General features: G+C 71.7%; 21 protein-coding genes. 7 read left to right on the top strand and 14 right to left on the bottom strand.

What is annotated here, in order from left to right:
• Nucleotides 1–109 precede the first annotated feature (109 nt).
• Entirely contained in the window at nt 110–1,354 is a 1,245-nt protein-coding gene (locus A0130_09795; protein ANF33383.1) for a DNA polymerase domain-containing protein, read from the bottom strand.
• A gap of 49 nt (nt 1,355–1,403) precedes the next feature.
• Entirely contained in the window at nt 1,404–1,904 is a 501-nt protein-coding gene (locus A0130_09790; GenBank protein ID ANF31927.1) for a MarR family transcriptional regulator, read from the bottom strand.
• 96 nt (nt 1,905–2,000) lie between these two features.
• Between A0130_09790 and A0130_09785 the strand changes: the two genes are divergently transcribed.
• Both A0130_09785 and A0130_09780 read left to right on the top strand, forming a co-directional pair.
• Nucleotides 2,001–2,945 carry an NADPH:quinone reductase gene (locus A0130_09785; GenBank protein ANF31926.1) on the top strand — a complete coding sequence of 315 codons (945 nt, stop codon included), beginning with the start codon at nt 2,001–2,003 and terminating at the stop codon, nt 2,943–2,945.
• 49 nt (nt 2,946–2,994) lie between these two features.
• Nucleotides 2,995–4,356, top strand: coding sequence for a monooxygenase (locus A0130_09780; GenBank protein ANF31925.1), 1,362 nt, complete (start codon nt 2,995–2,997; stop codon nt 4,354–4,356).
• 80 nt (nt 4,357–4,436) lie between these two features.
• Here A0130_09780 and A0130_09775 read toward each other — a convergent pair whose 3' ends face one another.
• From A0130_09775 to A0130_09765, 3 genes are all read right to left on the bottom strand, one after another.
• On the bottom strand, nt 4,437–4,790 hold the full coding sequence (locus A0130_09775) for a hypothetical protein (protein ID ANF31924.1): 354 nt from the start codon (nt 4,788–4,790) through the stop codon (nt 4,437–4,439).
• Nucleotides 4,791–5,068: 278 nt separating this feature from the next.
• A complete protein-coding gene (locus tag A0130_09770; GenBank protein ID ANF31923.1) occupies nt 5,069–5,773 on the bottom strand; it encodes a short chain dehydrogenase in 705 nt (234 codons plus the stop codon).
• 134 nt (nt 5,774–5,907) lie between these two features.
• A complete protein-coding gene (locus A0130_09765) occupies nt 5,908–7,158 on the bottom strand; it encodes an MFS transporter (protein ANF31922.1) in 1,251 nt (416 codons plus the stop codon).
• A 52-nt stretch (nt 7,159–7,210) separates the two neighbouring features.
• Between A0130_09765 and A0130_09760 the strand changes: the two genes are divergently transcribed.
• Together A0130_09760 and A0130_09755 are read left to right on the top strand one after the other, a co-directional pair.
• Nucleotides 7,211–8,086, top strand: coding sequence for a hypothetical protein (locus A0130_09760; GenBank protein ID ANF31921.1), 876 nt, complete (start codon nt 7,211–7,213; stop codon nt 8,084–8,086).
• Between the two features lie 58 nt (nt 8,087–8,144).
• Nucleotides 8,145–9,485 (top strand): hypothetical protein, encoded by a 1,341-nt coding sequence (locus A0130_09755; protein ANF31920.1) that lies wholly within the window; start codon nt 8,145–8,147, stop codon nt 9,483–9,485.
• Here A0130_09755 and A0130_09750 read toward each other — a convergent pair.
• Nucleotides 9,457–10,332: a short-chain dehydrogenase gene (locus A0130_09750; protein ANF31919.1), complete on the bottom strand. Its 876-nt coding sequence runs from the start codon at nt 10,330–10,332 to the stop codon at nt 9,457–9,459. The two genes, A0130_09755 and A0130_09750, sit on opposite strands and share 29 nt — an antisense overlap.
• A gap of 62 nt (nt 10,333–10,394) precedes the next feature.
• Between A0130_09750 and A0130_09745 the strand changes: the two genes are divergently transcribed.
• Nucleotides 10,395–11,006 carry a hypothetical protein gene (locus A0130_09745; protein ANF31918.1) on the top strand — a complete coding sequence of 204 codons (612 nt, stop codon included), beginning with the start codon at nt 10,395–10,397 and terminating at the stop codon, nt 11,004–11,006.
• Here the strand turns inward: A0130_09745 and A0130_09740 are convergent.
• The 8 genes from A0130_09740 to A0130_09705 form a co-directional block, all read right to left on the bottom strand.
• The gene (locus tag A0130_09740) at nt 10,977–11,996 is read right to left on the bottom strand and encodes a tellurium resistance protein TerC (GenBank protein ID ANF31917.1); all 1,020 of its coding nucleotides are present in this window, start codon (nt 11,994–11,996) and stop codon (nt 10,977–10,979) included. The two genes, A0130_09745 and A0130_09740, sit on opposite strands and share 30 nt — an antisense overlap.
• 223 nt (nt 11,997–12,219) lie before the next feature.
• The gene (locus A0130_09735) at nt 12,220–12,939 is read right to left on the bottom strand and encodes an alpha/beta hydrolase (protein ANF31916.1); all 720 of its coding nucleotides are present in this window, start codon (nt 12,937–12,939) and stop codon (nt 12,220–12,222) included.
• 101 nt (nt 12,940–13,040) lie between these two features.
• Nucleotides 13,041–13,424 carry a hypothetical protein gene (locus A0130_09730; protein ID ANF31915.1) on the bottom strand — a complete coding sequence of 128 codons (384 nt, stop codon included), beginning with the start codon at nt 13,422–13,424 and terminating at the stop codon, nt 13,041–13,043.
• Entirely contained in the window at nt 13,393–15,033 is a 1,641-nt protein-coding gene (locus A0130_09725; GenBank protein ANF31914.1) for a ubiquinol-cytochrome c reductase cytochrome b subunit, read from the bottom strand. The genes A0130_09730 and A0130_09725 overlap by 32 nt, the downstream gene beginning before the upstream one ends.
• Nucleotides 15,033–16,370 carry an NADH dehydrogenase gene (locus tag A0130_09720; protein ANF31913.1) on the bottom strand — a complete coding sequence of 446 codons (1,338 nt, stop codon included), beginning with the start codon at nt 16,368–16,370 and terminating at the stop codon, nt 15,033–15,035. The genes A0130_09725 and A0130_09720 overlap by 1 nt, the downstream gene beginning before the upstream one ends.
• 69 nt (nt 16,371–16,439) lie before the next feature.
• The gene (locus A0130_09715; GenBank protein ANF31912.1) at nt 16,440–17,330 is read right to left on the bottom strand and encodes an RNA polymerase subunit sigma-24; all 891 of its coding nucleotides are present in this window, start codon (nt 17,328–17,330) and stop codon (nt 16,440–16,442) included.
• A 9-nt stretch (nt 17,331–17,339) separates the two neighbouring features.
• Nucleotides 17,340–18,101: an NmrA family transcriptional regulator gene (locus A0130_09710; protein ANF33382.1), complete on the bottom strand. Its 762-nt coding sequence runs from the start codon at nt 18,099–18,101 to the stop codon at nt 17,340–17,342.
• A 37-nt stretch (nt 18,102–18,138) separates the two neighbouring features.
• Nucleotides 18,139–19,542, bottom strand: coding sequence for an MFS transporter (locus A0130_09705; protein ID ANF33381.1), 1,404 nt, complete (start codon nt 19,540–19,542; stop codon nt 18,139–18,141).
• A 177-nt stretch (nt 19,543–19,719) separates the two neighbouring features.
• On the opposite strand from A0130_09705, the gene A0130_09700 reads away from it, so the two are divergent.
• Nucleotides 19,720–20,478 carry an NmrA family transcriptional regulator gene (locus A0130_09700; protein ANF31911.1) on the top strand — a complete coding sequence of 253 codons (759 nt, stop codon included), beginning with the start codon at nt 19,720–19,722 and terminating at the stop codon, nt 20,476–20,478.
• 137 nt (nt 20,479–20,615) lie between these two features.
• A complete protein-coding gene (locus A0130_09695) occupies nt 20,616–21,041 on the top strand; it encodes a hypothetical protein (GenBank protein ID ANF31910.1) in 426 nt (141 codons plus the stop codon).
• Nucleotides 21,042–21,066 lie beyond the last annotated feature (25 nt).

Genomic DNA, 21,066 nt, shown 5'->3' with positions numbered 1-21,066 from the left:
GGACAGCGTCGGCTACGAGCGCCAGGCCGAGCACAACGCGTTCCTCGCCCAGCTCTACGCGTCGCGCACGCCCGCGCGTCATTACGAAGCGGCTCGACACTGTGGGTCATCAGCCCTGCCCGGCGCCTGCCGGACCGCGCCCGGCCCACGGGTCGTAGTCGGCCAGCAGCGCGCCCTGCTCCGGGCGCTCCGCCTCCGGCACGTGCTGCAGGTTGATCCGCACGCGGTACCAGAGCGAGCTCGAGCCGCGCATGCCGTCGACCAGTTCGTCCGCGGGATGGAGTTTGCCCGCGGCGTCCGGATTCTCCGCCTTCCAGCGGTCGAGCGCCTCCAGCGCCTCCGGCTTCGTCTTGGTGCGGGCGACCTCGATCAGCGGCATCTGGGAGACCCGGCGGCCCTCGCCGTCGCCCGAGCGGGGCGGCTTCTCCGCCGGACCGAGTTCGCGCGCGAGAGCGAGCAGGCCGTCCAGCGACCCGACGGTCTCGTCGATGCCGGCGTGCGCGTCGCCGCGCTCGGCGAAACGCTCCAGCACGGTCCGCACCGTGAATTCCTCGGGGCGCCGTGAGCGCACCTCGTCCCAATCGAGCGGCGTAGAGACGCGCGCGTCCGGGAGGGGGCGGATCGAGTACGCCGACGCGACTGTCCGGTCCTTCGCGTTCTGGTTGAAGTCGACGAAGACGCTCTCTCCCCGCTCCTCCTTCCACCAGCGCGCCGTGGCCAGCCCCGGCGCGCGGTTCTCCACCTCGCGGGCCAGCGTCTCGGCCGCGAGACGCAGGTCGGCGAACGTCCATTGCGGTGCGATGCGGACCAGGATGTGCAGTCCGCGCGATCCGCTCGTCTTCGGCCAGCCGACGAGTCCGTGATCGGTGAGGACGTCCTGCGCGATGAACGCCACATCCACGATCTGCGACCAGTCGACGCCCGGCATGGGGTCCAGGTCCACGCGGAGCTCGTCGGGATGGTCGAGGTCCTCGGCCCGGACGGGGTGCGGGTTGAGGTCGAGGCATCCGAGATTCGACACCCACGCCAGCCCGGCCGCGTTCCGGACGACGGCCTCCTCGGCAGAGGTGCCGCGGGCGTAGTGGAGGGTGGCGGTGTCGATGTACGGCGGGTGGCCCTCGGGCACCCGCTTCTGGAAGAACGGCTCCTGCGACAGGCCCTTCACGAACCGCTTCAGCACCATCGGACGCCCGCCGGCGCCGCGCAGCGCACCCTCCGAGACGGCGATGTAGTAGCGCGCGAGATCGAGCTTGGTCAGGCCGGGCTCCGGGAAGACGACCTTCTCGGGGCTGGAGATGCGCACCTCCTCGCCGTCCACATCCAGGAAGGTCTCCGACTTCGACGAGGGGCTCATGCCGCCCACGCTAACCGGGGAGGGCGCGGGCGGCCAGGCCTTCGAGCGCTCAGCCGCGCCGGCCGCGCCGCGTGGATGCGGAGCGCGGCGGCAGCGAGCGCATGTGGCGGACCACCGGGGCGAGCAGCTGCTGCAGTTCGACCGTCCCGTCGGGCGAGAGGGAGTCGAACAGCATCCGATTGAGGATCTCGATGTGCCCCGGGAACACCGCGGCCAGCCTTGCCCGGCCCGCAGCGGTGATGGTGACGGTGGTGGCGCGCTCGTCCTCGGCCGCCGGACCGCGCGTGACCAGGCCCGCCTTCTCGAGCAGGCTCGCCTGGTAGGTGAGGCCGCTGCGGCTGTAGACGACGCCGTCGGCGAGCTCCGTCATCCCGCAGCTGCCGTCCGGCGCGTCCCCGAGCCGAGCCAGGAGCTGGAACTGCACGTAGCTGAGATCGCCCGCCTCACGCAGCTGCTGCTCGACCGCGTGACGCAGGAGGCTCGCGGTCTCGATCAACGCGAAGTACGCGCCGAGCTGAGCCGGGTCGAGGGCGGGAGGCGTGTCGGGCATGAGAAAATTATACGTTGCTTCGAATTCGAAGCAGTGTTATCGTCGCTCATGTGCTTCGAATTCGAAGCAAAACGAACAACGCGAGAGAAGAAGATCATGAAGGCAGTGCGCTTCCACCAGTACGGCGGCCCCGACGAGCTGCGCTACGAAGACGTCGACGTGCCGGTCCCCGGCCGCGGCGAAGTCCGCATCCGCGTGGCCGGCGCGGCGTTCAACCCGGCCGACAACGGCATCCGGAGTGGCAACCTGCGCGAGGTGATCCCGGTGGCGCTTCCGCACACTCCCGGCTACGACGTGTCGGGAACGGTCGACGCGGTCGGCCCCGGCGTCGAAGGACTCGCCGTGGGCGATGCGGTCATCGGATTCCTGCCGATGGTCGCCGACGGAGCGGACGCCGAGTACGTCATCGCACCGGCCGACGCGCTCGCCGCAGCCCCGACGAGCATCCCGCTCGCCGACGCGGCGGCCCTGCCGTCGGTGGGCCTGACCGCCTGGCAGGCGCTGTTCGACGACGCCGGGCTCGAGGCGGCCCAGCGGGTGCTGATCAGCGGCGCGGGAGGCGCGGTCGGCGGTTACGCGGTGCAGCTCGCGAAGCAGGCCGGGGCCGTCGTGATCGCGACGGCCAGCCCGCGCAGCCGCGTCGCGGTGATCGCCGCCGGTGCCGACGAGGTGATCGACCACACCAGCACCGATGTCGTCGACGCTGTCGCGGAGCCGGTGGATGTGCTGCTCAACCTGGCGCCCATCTCGCCCGACGAGTTCCGCGCCCTGGTGGGCCGCGTCCGGGACGGCGGGGTCGTCGTGAGCAGTACCGCGTGGATGCCCGCCCCCGGTGACGACGCGCGCGGCGTGCGCGCGGTGAATGTCTTCGTCCGCAGCGACGTGGAGCAGCTGGCCGAGCTGGTCGCGCGCGTGGACCGCGGTGAGCTGCGGGTGCAGGTCGACCGCCGCATCCCGCTCAGCGAGGTCGCCGCGCTGCACGCCGAGGCGGCGTCGGGCGAGCTCCGTGGCAAGGTGGTCGTCGTCCCGGACGGCGAGTGAGCGCCGGCTGCGTACACTCGCGGTGTCCCCTCCCCGAAAGCGAGATCGCGTGACCGAGCCCAAGCAGCTGTTCGTCAACCTGTTCGAGATGGCGACGCCCAGCCACATCACGCACGGGCTCTGGCCGCTCCCCGGCAACAACCGCGAGCGTTTCGCCGACCTCGATTACTGGGTGGAGCTGGCGCAGCTGCTGGAGCACGGTGGATTCGACGGGCTCTTCCTGGCGGACGTCGTCGGCGCGTACGACGTGTTCCGCGACGGCCCGGAGACCGCTCTGCGGGAGGGACTGCAGATCCCGAACCTCGACCCGCTGCTGCTCGTTCCGGCGATGGCGGCGGTGACCGACCGGCTCGGCTTCGGTGTCACCTTCTCGACCACGTACGAGCCGCCGTTCGCCTTCGCCCGCCGCATGTCGACGCTCGACCACCTGACGAAGGGACGCATCGGCTGGAACATCGTCACCTCCTACCTGCCGAACGCGGCCCGCAACTTCGGCCTCGACGCCGAGATCCCGCACGACCTCCGCTACCGCTATGCCGACGAGTACCTGGAGGTGCTCTACAAGCTGTGGGAGGGATCCTGGGACGACGATGCGGTGGTCGCCGACCGTGCGACGGGCGTCTTCACCGACCCGTCCAAGGTCCGCTACATCGACCACGTCGGCGAGCGGCACCGGGTCGCCGGGCCGCACCTTGTGCATCCGTCGCCGCAGCGCACGCCGCTGCTGTTCCAGGCGACCGGGTCACCGGCGGGGATCGCGTTCGCCGGACGCCACGCCGAGGTCGTCTTCACCGGCGGCCGCACGAGCGAGGAGTTCCGCCGCAACACCGAGGGGATGCGGGACGCCGCCGAGCAGCAGGGCCGCGACCGCGACGACCTGCGCTTCATCGCGATGGCCGGCGTCATCGTCGGCCGGACGCAGGAGGAGGCGGAGGACAAGTGGCGCCTCTACCGCGAGAACGTCAGCCTCGACGGGATGCTCGCGCACAGCAGCCTGCCGATCGACCTGACGGCGTTCCCGCGCGACATCACGGTGCGCGAGGCGCTGGAGCGGGCGGAGTTCCCGGCCGAGCGCGTGCCGTTCCTGCCGCTCGACCGCACGGTCGGGCAGGCGCTCGACTTCGTGAAGTACGGACGCGATGAGCGCTTCCTCGTCGTCGGGGACGTGAAGACGGTCGCCGACGAGATCGAGCGCTGGCTGGACGAGGACGGCCTGGACGGCATCAACCTGCGCCAGTACCACTCGTTCGACACCGCCCGCGACTTCGCCGAGCTGGTCATCCCGGAGCTGCGGCGCCGCGGCCGGATGCCGGCCGAGGGCGACGCGCCCGTCACGCTGCGCGAGCGCCTGTTCGGCGCGGGCAACAGCCGCCTGCCCGACCGCCACCCCGCCGCGCAGTACCGCCACTGACCCGCCGGACGGCAGCCCCCGAGCACAGGAAAAACGCCGCCGTCGTAAGCGAATCGCGACGTTTTTCCTGTGCTCGACGGCTAGTGGCGCTGCTCGAGCAGGCGCTGCCAGTCGTGCGGGACGCGGTCGGCCGGGCCGGGGACGGTCTGGTTCTCCGGGCGGCTGACCGGCGGCGCGAGTTCGGGGCCGCTCAGGAAGGTCTGGCGCCGGTAGTCCCAGAACCAGTCCTCCCCGGGCTCGAAGCTCTGGATGACCGGATGCCCGGTGCTCGCCGCGTGCTTGCTCGCGTGCGTGTTGAGCGAGTCGTCGCAGCAGCCGATGTGCCCGCACTCCGCGCAGCGCCGCAGGTGCACCCACCAGTCGCCGTTCTGCGTGCACTCGACGCATCCGGGCCCGCTCGGCGGCACCGCGGGGTCGATGCCGGTCTCGCTCATCTCTTCGGTCCCTCCGTCGTCACGGTGGCAGTGTAGGGGAGGGCCGTGACGAACGTGTAGCGGCGCGGGTACGGGTCTCTCCTAGCGGGCGCCGCGCGACCGGGGTACGGTCGCGCGGTCAGGATACCAACGGAAGGAACGCGATGAGCGACGAGAACCAGCGCCCCGACGCCGACGAGCTGCCCGACGGCTCAAACTCCGACGGCAGCCAGTCCGAGCCCGGCGAGGACACGACCTCGGGCGGCGGGCCCGAGGAGCACAAAGGCGCCTGAGGCGCGTCAGCGGCGGTTGAAGGGGCGCACGCTCAGGGATTCGACCGTTCCGGAAGGCGGGAGGTCGACGGCGACGCGCACGGTCGCGGCCACCATCTCGGGCGTCATCGTATAAATTGGGTCGTACTCGTGGCCCTCCCGGGCGACGAGCGCGCGCTGCATGTCCGTGTCGACGCGTCCGGGATGGATGCTCGTCACGCGCACGCCGTGCGGCCGCTCCTCCTCCCGCAGTGCGTCGGTGAGGGCCCGGAGGGCGAACTTCGACCCGGCGTAGACCCCGCCGCCCGGGCCGCTCGTGAGGCCCGAGCCGCTGTTGATCGCGACGACCAGGCCGCGCGCGGCGCGGAGCGCAGGGAGGGCTCGCCGCGTCAACGCGGCCACGGCGAACACGTTGACCTCGAAGACGTGCTGCCAGGTCTCCGCATCCGTTGCTTCGACCGTCCCGCCGTCCTCGACGCCCGCGGAGTGGACGAGCACGTCCAGCCGGTCGGGGAGCGCAGGCAGCGAGGTGCCGCTCAGGTCGGCCACGAGATCCGCGACGTACGGCTCGGCCGACGGCAGCCCAGCCACGACGGCGGCCACCGCGTCCGCATCCCGCCCGCCGACCAGGATGTGGTGCGTGCGCCCCAGCTCGACGGCGATGGCGCGGCCGATGCCGCGCGAGGCTCCGGTGATGAGGGCGATCGGGCGGTCGGTGTCGGTGCTCGGCATGTTCCGACCCTAGACGTTCGGTCGTGTTCGAAACGGAGGAGATCGGCGGGGACACACCGCTGAGTGCAGTGAAACGGAGGTGGTCCGGTCCGTCGGGGCGGGAGACTCCTCCGTTTCGGAAGCTGCAGCCCGGCTCAGGCCCGGCGCAGCATCCGGAGCCCGGCGGGCACCGACAGCACCGCGATCGCGGTCACGAAGACCACGAGCACCGGGTCCAGCGGCCAGAGGATGAGTGCGACACCCACCAGCAGCACCGGCAGCGCCAGGCCGATGTAGGCGATCAGGAAGATCGCGGCCAGCACCTCACCACGACGCTCCGGCGCCGCGAGTGAGGCGGCCGCCGCGATCGCCGAGCGGAACTGCAGGCCGACGCCCGCGCCGGCGAGCACCCCGCTGACGACGAACACCGCGAGCGACTCCAGCAGCACGCCGGCCGCCAGACTGCCGAGGCCGAGCAGCATCAGCACGAGCGCGAGCACGAGCTGCGCCCGTCCGGAGAGTCGGGCGAACACGATCTGCGATACGGCGGAGGCGGCGAACACGGCGAAGGGGACGGCGCCGGCTAGCAGGTGAGAGGTCTGGTGCAGCGTCCCCGCGAGCACGCTCGGCGCGAGGGAGGTGAATAGTCCGAAGACCGCGAACCCGGCGAACGCGGCGACCGCGGCAGCGGAGAAGGCGCCGCGCGCCTCGGCCGGAAGCGAGATGCGCTGGGGGCGGTAGGCCGGGCGCTCCTCCGCGCGCTCCACCGTCTCGGGCACGAGGGCGACGGCGACCGCGGCGACCGCGAGCAGGACGAGGAAGACCGCGTACGGAAGCAGCAGCGGTGCGGGAAGGAACTGCGCGAACGCGCCGCCGATCAGTGGCCCGAGGGCGAGGCCGCCGGTGTTGACGACGGTCGACACCGTCCCGGCGAGCCGCGGCCCCTCCTCGGGCTTGGCCACCGCCCGCAGCTCGCTGAGGTGCGCGGTGGCGCTCGCGGTGAGCGCCCCGACGCCGATCCCGGACAGCGTGCGCGCGACGATGAGCCCGGCCACGTCGTTCCAGACCAGGAACAGCGCGGCGGCGACGATCTCGATCAGCACGGCGATCAGCACCATCCGGCGGCGTCCCGCCCAGTCGCTCAGGTGGCCGATGAGGAAGAGGCTCGCGATGACGCCGACCGCGTAGGCGGCGAAGATGACGGTCACCACCCAGGTCGGGAACCCGTCCCGCGCCTGGTACAGCGCGTACAGCGGGGTCGGGATGGTGGAGAACGCCATCACCGCGAAGAACGCCGCGGCGATGACCCAGAAGCCGGCTCCGTGGCGGAGGTGGAACGGCCGGCGGACGTCTGCTGGGGTGTCGAGGAGGGCGGTCATGCTTCGATGATGCTCCAGCGCTTCCATCGAGTCCAACGGAAATAGACGATGCTGAGCATCGACGGATACGATGAAAGCCATGGACACGCGCCAGCTCGAGTACCTCGTCGCGGTCGCCGACGAGCAGAGCTTCACGCGCGCTGCGGAGCGGGTGTTCGCGGCCCAGTCGACGGTGTCGGCCGGCATCCAGAGCCTGGAGCGCGAACTCGGCACGCCGCTGTTCGAGCGGGACGCGCACGGCGTCCGCCTCACCGACGCTGGGGAGTCGGTGCTCGCTGAGGCGCGCGCGGCGCTCCGCAGCGTCGACCGGATGCGGGAGCTCGCCGACCGCGACGGGCCGCTGCGCGGGACGGTCCGCGTCGGCATCTTCACCAACCTGACGACCGTCGACCTGCCTGGGATCATGGGCGAGTTCCACCGCCGCCACCCCGCCGTCGACCTCCGGCTCGGGCCGTCGCCGAGCGGGTCGACCGGTCTCATCGAGGACGTGCGCCAGGGCAGGCTCGACATCGCGTTCCACGGCCTGCCCGACGCGGTGCCCGACCTGCTGACGCGGCCGCTCGCCGACTCGCCGTTCCGCGCGGTGCTGCCGGAGGCGCATCCACTCGCCCGGAAGCGCGCGGTGTCGCTGGGAGATCTGGCCGACGAGCCGTGGGTGGACGCGCGTGCCGGCTTCGGCAACCGGGTGTCGCTGGACCGCGCGTTCGCCGGGCTCGGGCTGACCCGCCGCGTCCCGACGGAGCTGGCCGACCTGGGCGAGATCCCGCGCTTCGTGGCCGCCGGACTCGGGGTCGCCGCGCTGCCCGAGCTGACCATCATCCCCGCTCCCGGCGCGGTCGTGCGCCCGCTGCGCGAGAAGGTCGACTGGCGGCTGAACGCCATCGCGCGGCAGCGTCCGGGCCGCGCCGCCGAGGCCCTGCTCGCCTTGCTCGAGGACCGCATCGCCGGCGCCTGACCCGCTGCTCTTCCCCCGCGCGTGCGGATGCGCGAGACTCGGCGCGGACGGGGAGGGGATGCGCATGGCGGATTTCGACGACGAACTGCAGCTCGAGCTCCGGCACCGGATGCGTCCGATGCGGGGACGCGACCCGCGCGAGCGCGGTCGCACCACCACCCCGCTGGAGCTGCTGTACGACCTGACCTACGTCGTCGCCTTCGCCGCCGCCTCCGACCAGCTGGCCGAGCAGCTCGCCCACGGCGACATCTGGCCTGCGATCGGCGCGTACGCATTCGCGGTCTGGGCGGTCAGCTGGGCGTGGCTCAACTTCACCTGGTTCGCCTCGGCGTACGGCAATGACGACGTGCTCTTCCGGCTGGCGACCATCGTGCAGATGATCGGCGTCATCGTGCTCACCTACGGGCTCCCGGTGAGCTTCGAGCGGGCGGCGCACGGCGAGAGTCCGAACAATCTGCTCATGGTGCTCGGCTACATCATCATGCGTGTTCCGCAGATCCTCCTGTGGCTGCGCGCCTCTCGCGAGGACCCGGAGCATCGGCGCAACGCGCTGTCGTATGTGGTGATCATCTCGATCGCCCAGGTCTGCTGGTTGCTCACCGCGATCGTCCCGCTGCCGACCGCCGTCACGGTCGCGGCCCTGATCGTGGTGGCGCTGTTCGAGATGATCGCTCCCGTCGTCGCGACCCGGCTCTACGGCTTCTCGCCGTGGAACGCGGGACATCTGGCCGAGCGGTTCGCGCTGCTCACCATCATCACCATCGGCGAGGTGATCGCCGGGACGACCTCGGCCGTGGGAACGCTCATCGCGACGGCCGGGTGGTCGCCGGAGGCGGTGCTGATCGCCTCCTCGGGTCTGGTGATGGCGGCGGCCGTGTGGTGGACGTACTTCCTCGTCCCGTCGCGACTCGTACTGGAGCGGCGACCGGAGCGGGCGTTCGGCTGGCGCTATGCGCACCTCGCCCTGTTCGGCTCCATCGCGGCGATCGGCGCCGGGCTGCACCTGACCACGATCGCGATGGAGAGCGGAAGCGTCTCCCTGCTCGGTGTGGCGCTGGCCCTGGCGGTGCCGCTGGCTCTCACCATCGTGCTGATCTTCCTGACGTGGAGCGTTCTGCTCCACTCCTTCGATCTCACCCACTTGCCGCTGCTGCTGGTGACCCTGGCGCCGCTCGCCGCAGCCGTCGTCGTCGGCGCGCTGACCCATCCCGGCGAGGGAATCGACCTGGACCAGCCGGGCGAGCTGACCGCGCTCAGCGTCGTCATCGGACTGGTCGCCCTCGGCGCCGTGGTCGAGGTCGTCGGCCACGAGCTCGTTGGCTACCGCCACACCTTGCGGGCGTGGCGCAACGACCGGTCCGGGCGGCCGCTCAGCTCCGCAGAGCCACGCCCGTCATGACCTCCGACGCCTGCCAGAGGCGGCCGGCCAGGTCGGGGTCGGACGCGCGAGCCGAACGCGAGATGGGCTGAGCGCCGCCGCGCATGTGCAGGAGGTGCTGCGGCCCGACGAACGCGCCGCCCGGCACCTCCTCGGTTGCCGCGTACAGCGCCGGCAGGGCGCCGTGCTCCGCGTCCTGACCCAGGTGGGGGAGCAGGCGGTCGAACAGGTTGCGGCGGCTCCCTGCGGGAGCGTCGTAGATCGCCGTCGTCACCAGGCCGGGATGCGCCGCCACGGCCCGCACGGCCGACCCGCGTCCGCGGAGGCGGCGGTCCAGTTCGGCGGTGAACAGCAGGTTGGCGAGCTTGGAGTCGTTGTACGCACGCGCCGGATCGTAGGGCCGCCGCTCCCAGTTCAGGTCGCCGAGGTCCAGACGCCCCATCCGCTCCGCCTGGGAGGCGAGCGTGACGACGCGGCCGGTGACGTGCGGGAGCAGCAGTGTGGTCAGCGCGAAGTGCCCGAGGTGATTGGTCCCGAGGTCCAGCTCGAACCCGTCCGCCGTCCGGGTGAGCGCGCGGGCGTAGACACCGGCGTTGTTGATCAGCACGTGGATAGGTCCGGTCCAGTCCGCGGCGAACCGTTGGACCGATGACAGGTCGCCGAGGTCGAGCGGGCGCACCTCCGTCGATCCCGGGATGCCGTCCGCGACGGCTCGGCCCTTCGCCTCGTCGCGGACGGCGAGCACCACGTGCGCGCCGGCTGCGGCGAGAGCGCGGGCGGTTGCGCGTCCGATTCCGCTGGAGGCACCCGTGACGATCGCGGTCCGGTCCGTGAGATCGGGGAGGGAGGATGCGCTGTAATCGGCCATGTATGCCAATGTAGACACCGACTACATTGTTGTCAATGACTACATCCGGGTAGGATCGACGGGTGGATTCGACCTACCATCACGGCTCGCTGCGCGAGGCGCTGCTGGCCGAAGGTCGCCGCCTTCTGGTGGAGGACGGGCCGGACGCAGTGACGCTCCGAGAGCTCGCCCGCCGCACCGGGGTCAGCCACGCCGCTCCGAGCAGGCACTTCGCCGACCGCGACGCGCTGCTGGCGGCGCTCGCCGCGGAAGGGTTCGACGAGCTGACCGCCGACCTGCGCCGCTCCGCCGGCGACGAGGACCTCGACGAGCGGCTGACCGCGTACGCGCACGCCCACGTCCGCTTCGCGATCGAGAACGGACCGCTCGTCGCGCTCATGTTCGCCCGGAAGCCGCTCCCCGGCGAACCCGATGCGGAGGCCGCCGCCCGCTTCTACGCCCTGGGCGCCGAGCTGCTCGGCGAGGTGCCGGGTGAGCCGGTCGGAGCCATGCCGTACCTCCTGGCGGGGACGCTCGAAGGGATCGGCGCGCTCGTGGTCGCGGGCCGGCTGGCGCCGGAGCGCGTGAACGCGGTCGTCGACGAGGCCGTGGCGATGCTGCTCCCGCGCGTGCGGGAGCAGCTCGCCCGGCGCGACGCCGGTGGCTCAGTCGGTGGTGCGGGCGTCGGTCAGTGAGCCGGTCTCTCGGTCGTCGCGTCCCTCCGGCGCCTTCCGCGTCTTCCGGAGGCTGAGCACCGCCGCGACGGCGATGACCAGGCCGATGAACGTCAGCGAGAACCAGATCGGGATCTCGGGGATCCACTTCACCGGCTCGCCGCCGTTGATGAACGGCAGCTCGTTGACGTGCAGTGCGTGGAAGACCAGTTTCACGCCGATGAAGCCGAGGATGACCGCGAGGCCCTGCGACAGGTAGACCAGCCGCTCGAGCAGGCCGCCGATGAGGAAGAACAGCTGGCGGAGACCCATCAGCGCGAACGCGTTCGCGGTGAACACGATGTACGCCTCACTGGTGAGTCCGTAGATGGCGGGGATGGAGTCCACCGCGAAGACGACGTCGATGAGGCTGATCGCGACGATGGTGAGCAGCATCGGCGTGACGAAGCGGCGGCCGTCCTTCTTCACCGTGAGCCGGTCGCGGTGGTACTCGTCGGTCACCGGGAGGTGTCGGCGCAGGAACCGCATAGCGCGGTTGTCGGAGGGGTCGGAATCGTGCGAGGCGAACGCCTGACGCCAGGCCAGGAACAGGAGCAGCGCGCCGAAGAGGTAGAAGATCCACGAGTAGTTCTCGATCAGCGTCGCGCCCACCGCGATGAAGATGCCGCGCAGCACGAGGGCGATGATGATGCCGATCATCAGCACCTTCTGCTGGTACGCCTTCGGCACGGCGAACGCCGACATCAGCAGCAGGAACACGAACAGGTTGTCGACCGACAGCACCTTCTCGGTGAGGTAGCCGGCGAAGTACTCGCCGCCGTAGTTCCAGCCCGAGACGAGGCCGACGCCGACGCCGAACAGCAGCGCGAGGCCGATGTAGAAGGCGGACCAGCGCGCCGACTCGCCGATGGTCGGCTCGTGCGGCTTGCGGACGTGCGCGAAGAACTCGTAGACGAAGAACGCGATCGTGACGGCGATCGTGATGATCCAGATGAGCGGGGTGACCTGCACCGGGACTCCAAGGGGATAGGCGTAGCGACTCGCCAAGGTCTCCTCCGCCCCGGCCGACTCGGCTGCAGGACCAGCGGCCCGGGATGCGATGGCGCATCCGTAATGACGGACTCACTGCAAGCGGGAGTACTCCCCTTGATGCCTCCACTGTACCGGCGGGGCGGCCGGCCCGGCTGGGAATCCGCCGGGCCGGCCGGGAGGCATGCGCCGCGCGGCGCCGCGCTCAGCGCAGGGCTGCGAGTGCCTCCAGGATGGTTTCGGCCACCGGCCCGGGCTGCGAGACGCTCAGCGCGTGGGATCCGCCCGGCACCTCCCGCACGCCGCGGGCGCCGGCCCGCTCGGCGCCGGCACGGTGCTCCGCCACCGGGATGTTGAGGTCCGCGTCGCTGAACACGCACCAGCTGGGCACGGTCTTCCACGCCGGCGCGTCCGTCGGGAGACCCTCCGCGAGTGCCGCCTGCGCGACCGGGCGCTGCGTCACGGCCATGAGGGCCGCCGTGCGGTCGTCGACGTCCGCCGCGAACTGGTGATGGAAGGCATCGGGCCGGATCGCCAGGTCCACGCCGCCGTCGGCGAGCGGGTAGGAGGCGAGCGTGTCGCCGAGGGTACTTCCGGGGAACTCGCCGGACAGGTCCAGCGCGCTCTGGCCATGGTCGGGCACGAACGCGTCGACGTAGACGAGGCCGACCACGGCGTCGTTCTTCGCGCCCGCCTCGGTGATGACCATCCCGCCGTAGGAGTGGCCGACGAGGACGACGGGACCGTCGATGCTCGCGACAACGTCGCGCACGTACGCGGCGTCGCCCGAAAGGCTCCGGAGCGGGTTCGCGGCGGCGACGACGGAGACGGACTGCGCCTGCAGGCGTTCGATGACGCCGTTCCAGCTGCTGGATTCGGCGAACGCACCGTGCACGAGCACGACGGTGGGCTTCTGATCGGTCATGGTGGTGTCCCTTCGGATCGTGGGGCGCCGACCTGGCGCTACAGCGATGACCGCACAGCCGGGCGGTTCGTGACAAGGCTTGCCGTCCGGGGCAGTCCCGGCTAAGACCACCGGTCGAGCTTCACCGGGTTCGTCACGACCCACACGTGCCCGATCCCGTCGGCATCGCCGTCGAACGCGAGGACGGCAACCGGCCGGCCGGCGCGCGTGGCCAGCACGCCCGCGCGTCCGTTGACCGACCGGATGTCGAGGCGGAGTGCGCCGGGCGCGCCCAGCGCGACGCGGAGGAGCGTCAGCGCGGCCGTCGTGCCGACCGCCGGTCCCTGGGCGGCTCCGGCCACCCCGCCGGTGTCGACGACGACGCAGACGTCGGGAGCGAGGAGCCGCGCGAGCGCGATCGGGTCGTCCGCCCGGTAGGCGTCGCGGAAGGCGGCCGCGCGTTCGGCCCCGGCGTCACGCCGCGCCCGCCTGCCGCGTCGCCTCACCGCGTTCGATCGCCTCATCCGTTCGTCCTCCACCGGGGTCGCCGTCGTCCACGGGTTGCAGCCTCTCTTCGAAGAAGACCCGCGCCAGCGCTGCCCGAACCCGGCCGCCGATCCGCAGCCGTCCGTCCTCGTCCGGATGCGCCTCCTCCGGCCGTGCGGCGACTGGTCCGGCCAGGCGGTACCGCTCGGCCGCATCCACCCGCGCGTGCACCTCGACGTACTCGCCGCCGGGCAGCCGGACAATCCGCCCCGTCTCGTAGCCGTGCAGCAGGATGTCGCGGTCGCGCTTCTGCAGCGCCAGGCAGATGCGCCGGGTGAGCAGGAAGGCGATGATCGGGCCGGCCACCACGATCCCCTGGTACAAGGCGACGACCGACTCGACCGTGACGTGGAAGTGCGTGGCGACGAGGTCGGCGCTCCCGGCTCCCCACAGGGCCCCGTAGAAGACGAGGGCGGCGACGCCGAGCCCGGTGCGCGTCGGCTCGTTGCGCGGCCGGTCCAGGATGCGGTGCTCGCTGTGGTCGCCGGTCACCCACTCCTCGACGAACGGGTAGACCGCCACGGTGAGGAGGAACAGCCCGACGACGGCGAGCGGGACCAGGACCGCGAGCGTCCAGGTGCGCCCCAGCCACTCCACTTCCCAGCCGGGCGGGACGAGGCGCAGCGCCCCGTCGAGGAAGCCGGTGTACCAGTCGGGCTGGCTGCCCGCGGACGCGTCGCCGGGCGACGACGGACCGTAGAGCCAGACCGGGCTGATGGTGACGGTCGCGGCGACCAGCAGCAGGCAGCCCGTCACGACGGCGAACAGACCTCCAGCACGCACGGCCAGGTTCGGCCACACCGGAAGCCCGACCACGCGGTCCTCGGTGCGTCCCGGTCCCGCGAACTGCACCGGCCCGTTCACGTACGCGCTGCGGGCCCGGGCCGCGATCAGCACTACCAGCAGCGCCGGGACGACGGCTACGTGGATCGGATACAGGTTCTCGATGATCCGCCCCGGGAACTCGCCGCCGAACAGCAGCGCCGACAGCCAGGTGCCGACGACCGGGATGCCGAGCACGATCCCCTCGACGATCCGCAGGCCGGTGCCCGAGAGCATGTCGTCGGGCAGCGCGTAGCCGCTCCAGCCGCCCGCGAGCGCCGTGATCAGCAGACCGAACAGCAGCAGCCAGGAGAGGCGTCGCGGCCGCCGGAACGCGCCGGTGAAGAACGTCACCGCAAGCTGAAGGATGAGGGCAGCCGGAAGGAGCAGCGCCGCCCAGTGGTGCGCCTGCCGCACCAGAAGGCCGCCCGGAAGCTCGAACGAGATCGCGAGCGTCGACTGCAGCGCCTTCGACATCTCCGCGCCCGCCAGCGGCAGGTACGGCCCGTCGTAGGTCACGCGCTCGCTCGATGGCGTGTACACGAACATCAGGATGAAGCCGGTCACGAACAGCACGACCACGCAGGCGAGGGCGACCACCCCGAAGAGGTTCGTCCAGTGGAGCGGCGCTCGCCGCCTCCTGAGCTCGTCGCGCAGCGCGGCGGTGCGGCGGCCGACGGAGGTACCCGAGACGAGGCGGGAGAGGCGCGCGGTGACGGCCGGGCGGACCCTGCGATCGACGGGCATCAGAGGCTCCCGGCGAGCTCGCGCTCGGTGGGGTCGCCGCCGGTGAACGCCCGGCGCGGATGCTGCACCGACAGCAGCGAGACGATGTCGCGGCCGAACACCACGGCGCTCGCCCAGACCAGCAGTACGCGCACTTTCCGCTCCCAGGTCGGGATGGCGAGAACGTGGTAGCCGCGGTGCATCACCCAGGCGAGGAACCCGGTGATCACGATGCCGCGCCACTGGAAGATCCCCTTACCGAGTCCCAGTGTCGCGACGACGCCGAGGCTGTGGTGCACGTAGTCCTTCGGCTCCTCGCCATGGAGCGTCGCGACGATGTTCTTCGCCAGCCGCTTCGCCTGACGCACGGCGTGCTGCGCGTTCGGGACGGTGATCGCGCCTGCGATCGGCGAGGCGAGGTCCGGCACGGCCGCGTCGTCGCCCGCGGCCCAGGCGTCAGAGACGATGCCGTCGGGCGTCGCGACCCGCAGGTCCGCGCGCACCATGACGGAGCCGCGCGCGGTCACCGGCAGGTCGGTGTTGTTCGCGACCACGGGGTTCGCGCCGTTTCCGGCCGTCCAGACGATCGTGTGCGCGTCGAACTCCTCGCCGGTCGACAGCACCAGGTGGCCGCCGTCCGCCGACACCAGCTGAGCGCCGAGGTGGATGCGCGCCCCGCGCTGCTCCAGCGAGCGCACCACCCAGCGTCCCGGCTCGTCGGTCACCTCGGGCAGGATGCGGTCCCGCGCCTCCACCAGGTGGAACGACAGGTCGGAGAACCGCAGCTCGGGATACGACTTCAGCAGTGCCGTCGCGAGCGAAAGCGTCTCGCCGAAGCCCTCGACGCCCGAGAAGCCGCCGCCGACGAACGCGACGGTCAGCAGCCGTGACCGCTCGGGCCCGGGAGGCAGCACGGCGGCCCGATCGAACGCGTCCAGCAGCCGGTCGCGGATGGCGACCGCCTCCTCCACGTGCTTCATGCCGATGGCGTTCTCGACCACGCCCGGGATGGGGAATGTCCGCGTCACCGCGCCCGCCGTGACCACGATGATGTCGTAGCCGAGCTCGAACGGTTCGCCGTCCACCGGGCGCACCGAGACCGTCTTGGACGCGTGGGAGATGCGCGTGACCGTTGCGTGGATGAGGCGCGTGCGCGTCAGGTGGCTGCGCAGCGGGATGGCCGCGTGCCGCGCCTCGATCGACCCGGCCGCGACCTCCGGCAGGAACGGCTGGTAGGTCATGTACGGCCGCGGGTCGATCACCACGATCTCGGCCTCGTCGCGCCGGAGCTTCTTCTCCAGCTTCCATGCGGTGTAGAAACCGGCGTATCCGCCGCCGACCACCAGGATCCGACGCATCGCAGCCTCCCTGTCTCAGCTCGATTCCTTCATGAGCTAAGACAAGACAGGGTCGCGATCTGTGACAGGTCAGGCGGGGACGGGCAGGCGCTCGAGCTTCTGCGGGTTGAGGACCCACTGCAGGCGGCGGATGCCGTCCTCCGTCACGTCGAGCGCGACGAAGGCGACGACGGCGCCGTCGCGCACGAGCACCGCCGCGGGTCCGCCGTTCGCCTCGACGACGTGCACGGTCCCATCCCAGAACCGGGTGTGGAACGCGTGCACGTACATGGCGACGGTCTCGCGCGTGAACACGGGGATGCGGGACGCGCGCGCCAGGCCGCCGCCGTCGGAGTAGCTGACGATGTCGGCGGTGAAGATGCGCTCCAGCTCGCCGATGTCGCCGGACTGGGCCGCCTCGAGGAACGCCTCCAGCATCCGGCGCTGCTCCTGCAGCCCCGCTTCGCGGACGTGCCGCTGCTCGGCGAGGTGCTTGCGCGCGCGGCTGACGAGCTGCCGCGCCGACGCCTCCGACCCCTGGATGATGTCGGCGATCTGCGCGTACGGGTAGTCGAACGCCTCCCGCAGCACGTACGCCGCGCGCTCGGTCGGCGACAGCGATTCGAGCAGCACGAGCACGGCGAACTCCAGCGCCTCTCCCCGCTCGGCGCCGAGCAGCGGATCGGCGCTCGTGTCCACCGGCTCCGGCAGCCACGGGCCGATGTAGGTCTCCCGCCGCACGCGCGCCGACTGCGCCTGGTTGATCGCGAGCCGTGTGGTCGTGGTCGCCAGGAACGCGGCGGGCTCGCGCACCGCGGACCGGTCAGTGCCCTGCCACCGCTCCCAGGTGTCCTGGACGATGTCCTCGGCGTCGGCCACCGTGCCGAGCATCCGGTACGCGATGCCGAACAGGCGTGGCCGGACCGCCGCGAACGTCTCCGCTGCGGCGGTCAGGTCGTCTGCCGTTGTCTCCCCGGGCATGGCCGAATGCTAGCGAGCACCCTCCAGCCAGCGGGAGTACGTCGTGCTCCCGAAGCGCTGGTCGGTGATCGAGGGGTCATTCCCGGGGACGAGGGAGCGGTCGTCGACCGTGCCGCCGAAGTAGCCCGCGGCGGGGTCGGTGAAGATCGTGCGGTGGTCGCCCTGGGCGGCGAGCAGTCGGCGTGCGAGATCGTCGAGGCGCAGCGGCTCGGGGCCGGCCAGCTCGATCACGGCGTCCGTCGGCTCGGCCGTGGCGACCTCCGCCAGCGCGGCCGAGACGTCCGCCGCCGCGATCGGCTGCATCAGCACATCCGAGAGCACCGCCGTGTCGCCCTGCGTGGCGCCGTCGGTCAGCGCGCCGATGAACTCGAAGAACTGCGTCGCCCGCACGATGGTGAACGGGATTCCGCTCTCGCGCACGATCCGCTCCTGCGCGACCTTCGCCCGCATGTACCCGATGTCGGGCAGGCGGTCGGCGCCGACGATGGAGAGGACGACGTGGTGGCGCACGCCCGCATCCTTCGCGGCCGCGGTCAGGTTGCCGGTCGACCGCTCGAAGAACTCGAGCACGGGCCCGTCTTCGAACGACGGCGCGTTCGGGGTGTCCACGACCACGTCGGCGCCCTGCAGCGCCTCCGCGAGCCCGACACCGGTGACCGTGTCCACGCCGGTGGAGGGGGAGGCGGCGACGGCATCGTGTCCGCGCTCGCGCAGCAGCTCCACGACCTGGCGGCCGACCAGCCCCGTGCCTCCGACGACGACGATCCTCATGACGTTCTCCGTTCCGGCCCGCGGTCCGTCCACGGGCTCACGCGCTATGACCGGACAGGGTGTGGCTTTGTGACAGTGTCGTCGTGGCGTCTCCCTCCGCCTGGGGATTCCGGATGCCGATCCCCGACACGACACCGCCCACGATCAACGCGAGCGCGGCCGCCGCTGCCAGCTCGTGGAACCCGGCCGTCGCCGACATCGCGCCGCCGGCCGATCCCGCCAGCGCGACGGCGACCAGCCCCGCGACCCGCGACACCGCGTTGTTGACGGCCGACGCGATCCCGGCTCGCGCGGAGTCGACGGCGCCCAGGATCGTCGCGGTGAGCGGAGCCACGGTGATGGACATCCCGAGGCCGAGCACGGCGACCGCGGGCAGCACCTCGGTGAGATAGTCGGCGCGGTCGCCGATGCGCAGCATGAGCAGGAAGCCGGCCGCCGCGACGAGCGGTCCGACGGTCATGAGCAGCCGCGGCCCGACCCGTCCGCTGAGCCGGCCGAAGAACGCGGAGAGCGCGATCAGCAGGATGCTGGACGGCACCATCGCGAACCCGGCGAGCGTCGCCGAGTACCCGGCGCCCTGCTGCAGGAAGAGTGCGAGCGCGAACGTGCCGACCGCCACGCCGCCGTAGATGAACGCGGTCGAGACATTGCCGACCGAGAAGTCGCGTGCGCGGAAGATGCCCAGCGGCAGCATCGGCTGTGAGGTCCGCCGCTCCCGGGCGACGAAGGCGGCGAGGGCGACCACGCCGACTGCGAGCGCCCCGACGATCACGGGAGAGCCCCATCCATAGTGCGGGTGCTCGATCAGGGCGAACACGGGCAGTCCGAGTCCGACGACTCCGAGGGCGGCGCCGAACCAGTCGACGCGGGCCCCGGCCGCTCGCACGGGATCGGCAGGCAGCCCGCGGAGAAGCAGGAGCGCGACCGTGATGGGCAGCAGGTTGATGCCGAACACCCACCGCCACGAGAGCGTGTCGACCAGCACGCCGCCGACCACCGGCCCGGCGATGCTCGCGAGCGACGTGATCGCGGTCCAGGTGCCGATGGCCCGGCTCTGCGCCGCGCCCGTGAAGCCGCTCAGGATGAGCGCGAGCGAGCTCGGGACGAGCAGCGCCCCGGCGACGCCCTGCGCCGCGCGAGCGACGATCAGCACACCCGCGGTCGGCGCCAGCGCGCACAGCGCGGACGCGACGGCGAACCCGACCAGCCCCCAGAACAGCACGCGGCGGCGCCCGAACAGGTCCGACAGCGACCCGGCGAGCAGGATCACCGACCCCAGGGTGAGAAGGTACGCATCCACCACCCACTGCTGTGCGGCCAGGCCCCCGCCGAGGTCGCGGCCGATCGCCGGCAGCGCGACGTTGACGACGCTGCCGTCGAGGAAGGCGATGAAGGTGGCGAGCACCGCCACCGCCAAGACCGTGCGCTCTGGCGCGGTGATCCAGCGAGCCATGGATTCCCTCTCCGTGGGGGTTACGAGGCCGGGGTGTACCGGCGCAGACTCAGACCGGACGGCGGTGCGGTCTGTGACACGGGTGTCACATCCGCGGGCCGTGCCCTGTCCTAGCTCATGGACGGCCGCACCGGCCGACGTCACCAGAGCCAAGGAGACAGGGACATGAAGATCGTCGTCATCGGCGGAACCGGCCTGATCGGATCGAAGGTGGTCGCGAAGCTGACCGCCCACGGCCACGAGGCGGTCGCCGCCTCGCCGAACTCGGGCGTGAACACGCTCACCGGTGAAGGAGTGGATGCGGCGCTCGCCGGCGCCGATGTCGTCGTCGACGTCTCCAACTCGCCATCATTCGAGGAGAAGGCCGTGATGGACTTCTTCGTCACCTCCACCAACACGCTGCTCGCCGCGGAGCACGCGGCGGGCGTCCACCACCATGTCGCGCTCTCGGTCGTCGGGACGGAGCGGATGACGGACAGCGGCTACATGCGGGCGAAGGTCGCGCAGGAGCAGTTGATCCGCGAGTCCGGCATCCCGTTCTCGCTGGTGCACGCCACCCAGTTCTACGAGTTCGTCACGTCGATCGCCGATGCCGCGACGGACGGTGAGATCGTGCGCCTCGCGCCGGTGTCGATCAAGCCGATCGCCGCCGAGGACGTCGCGACCGCCGTCGCGCGCACGGCCGCGCGCGACCCGCTGAACGGCGTGCTCGAGGTGAGCGGCCCGGAGGAGTTCCTGCTCACCGACCTGATCGAGCGCGGGCTCGCAGCGCGTGGTGACGGGCGCCATGTCGTCGCGGACCACGACGCCCGGTACTTCGGCGCGCACCTGACCGACCGGGAGCTGCTGCCCGGGCCGGACGCGGAGGTGTTCCCGACCACGTTCGAGCAGTGGCTGGACGCGCAGGCGGCGGTCACGCACTGAGCCGTGGGTCCGGCCCAGCCGTGAGGTAAGAGCGGAAACACCGGGTTTCAGGCGGTCCCTCTCCCCGGGGACAGACGCCAAGCAGACCACGGCTGGTCCCATCCGCCGCCGGACCCCCTTCACGACAGGAGATCGTCATGTCCGACACCCGTCGGCTCCCGCAGCTGCGGTCCGGCCGCCGCGCCGTCTCCGCGCTGCGCGCCGCCGCGTCCGCCCGCGATCTGCGACGCGTCCGCGCGCTGCTCGACCCGGACGTGTCGGTCGTCGTCGACTCCGGCGAGCCCGAGCGCGCGAAGGTGCGCGTGGTGCGGGGAGTGGAGGATGCGTCCCTCCTCCTTGCGCACGGCCTCGGCGCGCAGCGCGGGCTCGAGGTGGCCGAGCGCCCGGTGAACGGCAGCCCCGGCCTGCTCCTCTCGCGTGACGGCCGCCGGACCGCGTCGATCGCCGTCGACCTGGTCGGCGGGCTGGTCAGCGTCGTGTGGGTGCGGCTCGACCCGGTGCCGCTGCGGCGGGGAACGTCGTCTGACGTACCTGCTCGGAGCAATCGCTCGGAGTTCTCATAGGAGTCTCTGGCGTTCTCACGGCTGG

This window comes from Leifsonia xyli, from assembly GCA_001647635.1.
Taxonomy (GTDB): Bacteria; Actinomycetota; Actinomycetes; order Actinomycetales; family Microbacteriaceae; genus Leifsonia; species Leifsonia xyli_A.
The sequence above is the reverse complement of the archived record's forward strand: the minus strand, read 5'-3'. Positions and strand labels throughout refer to the sequence as shown.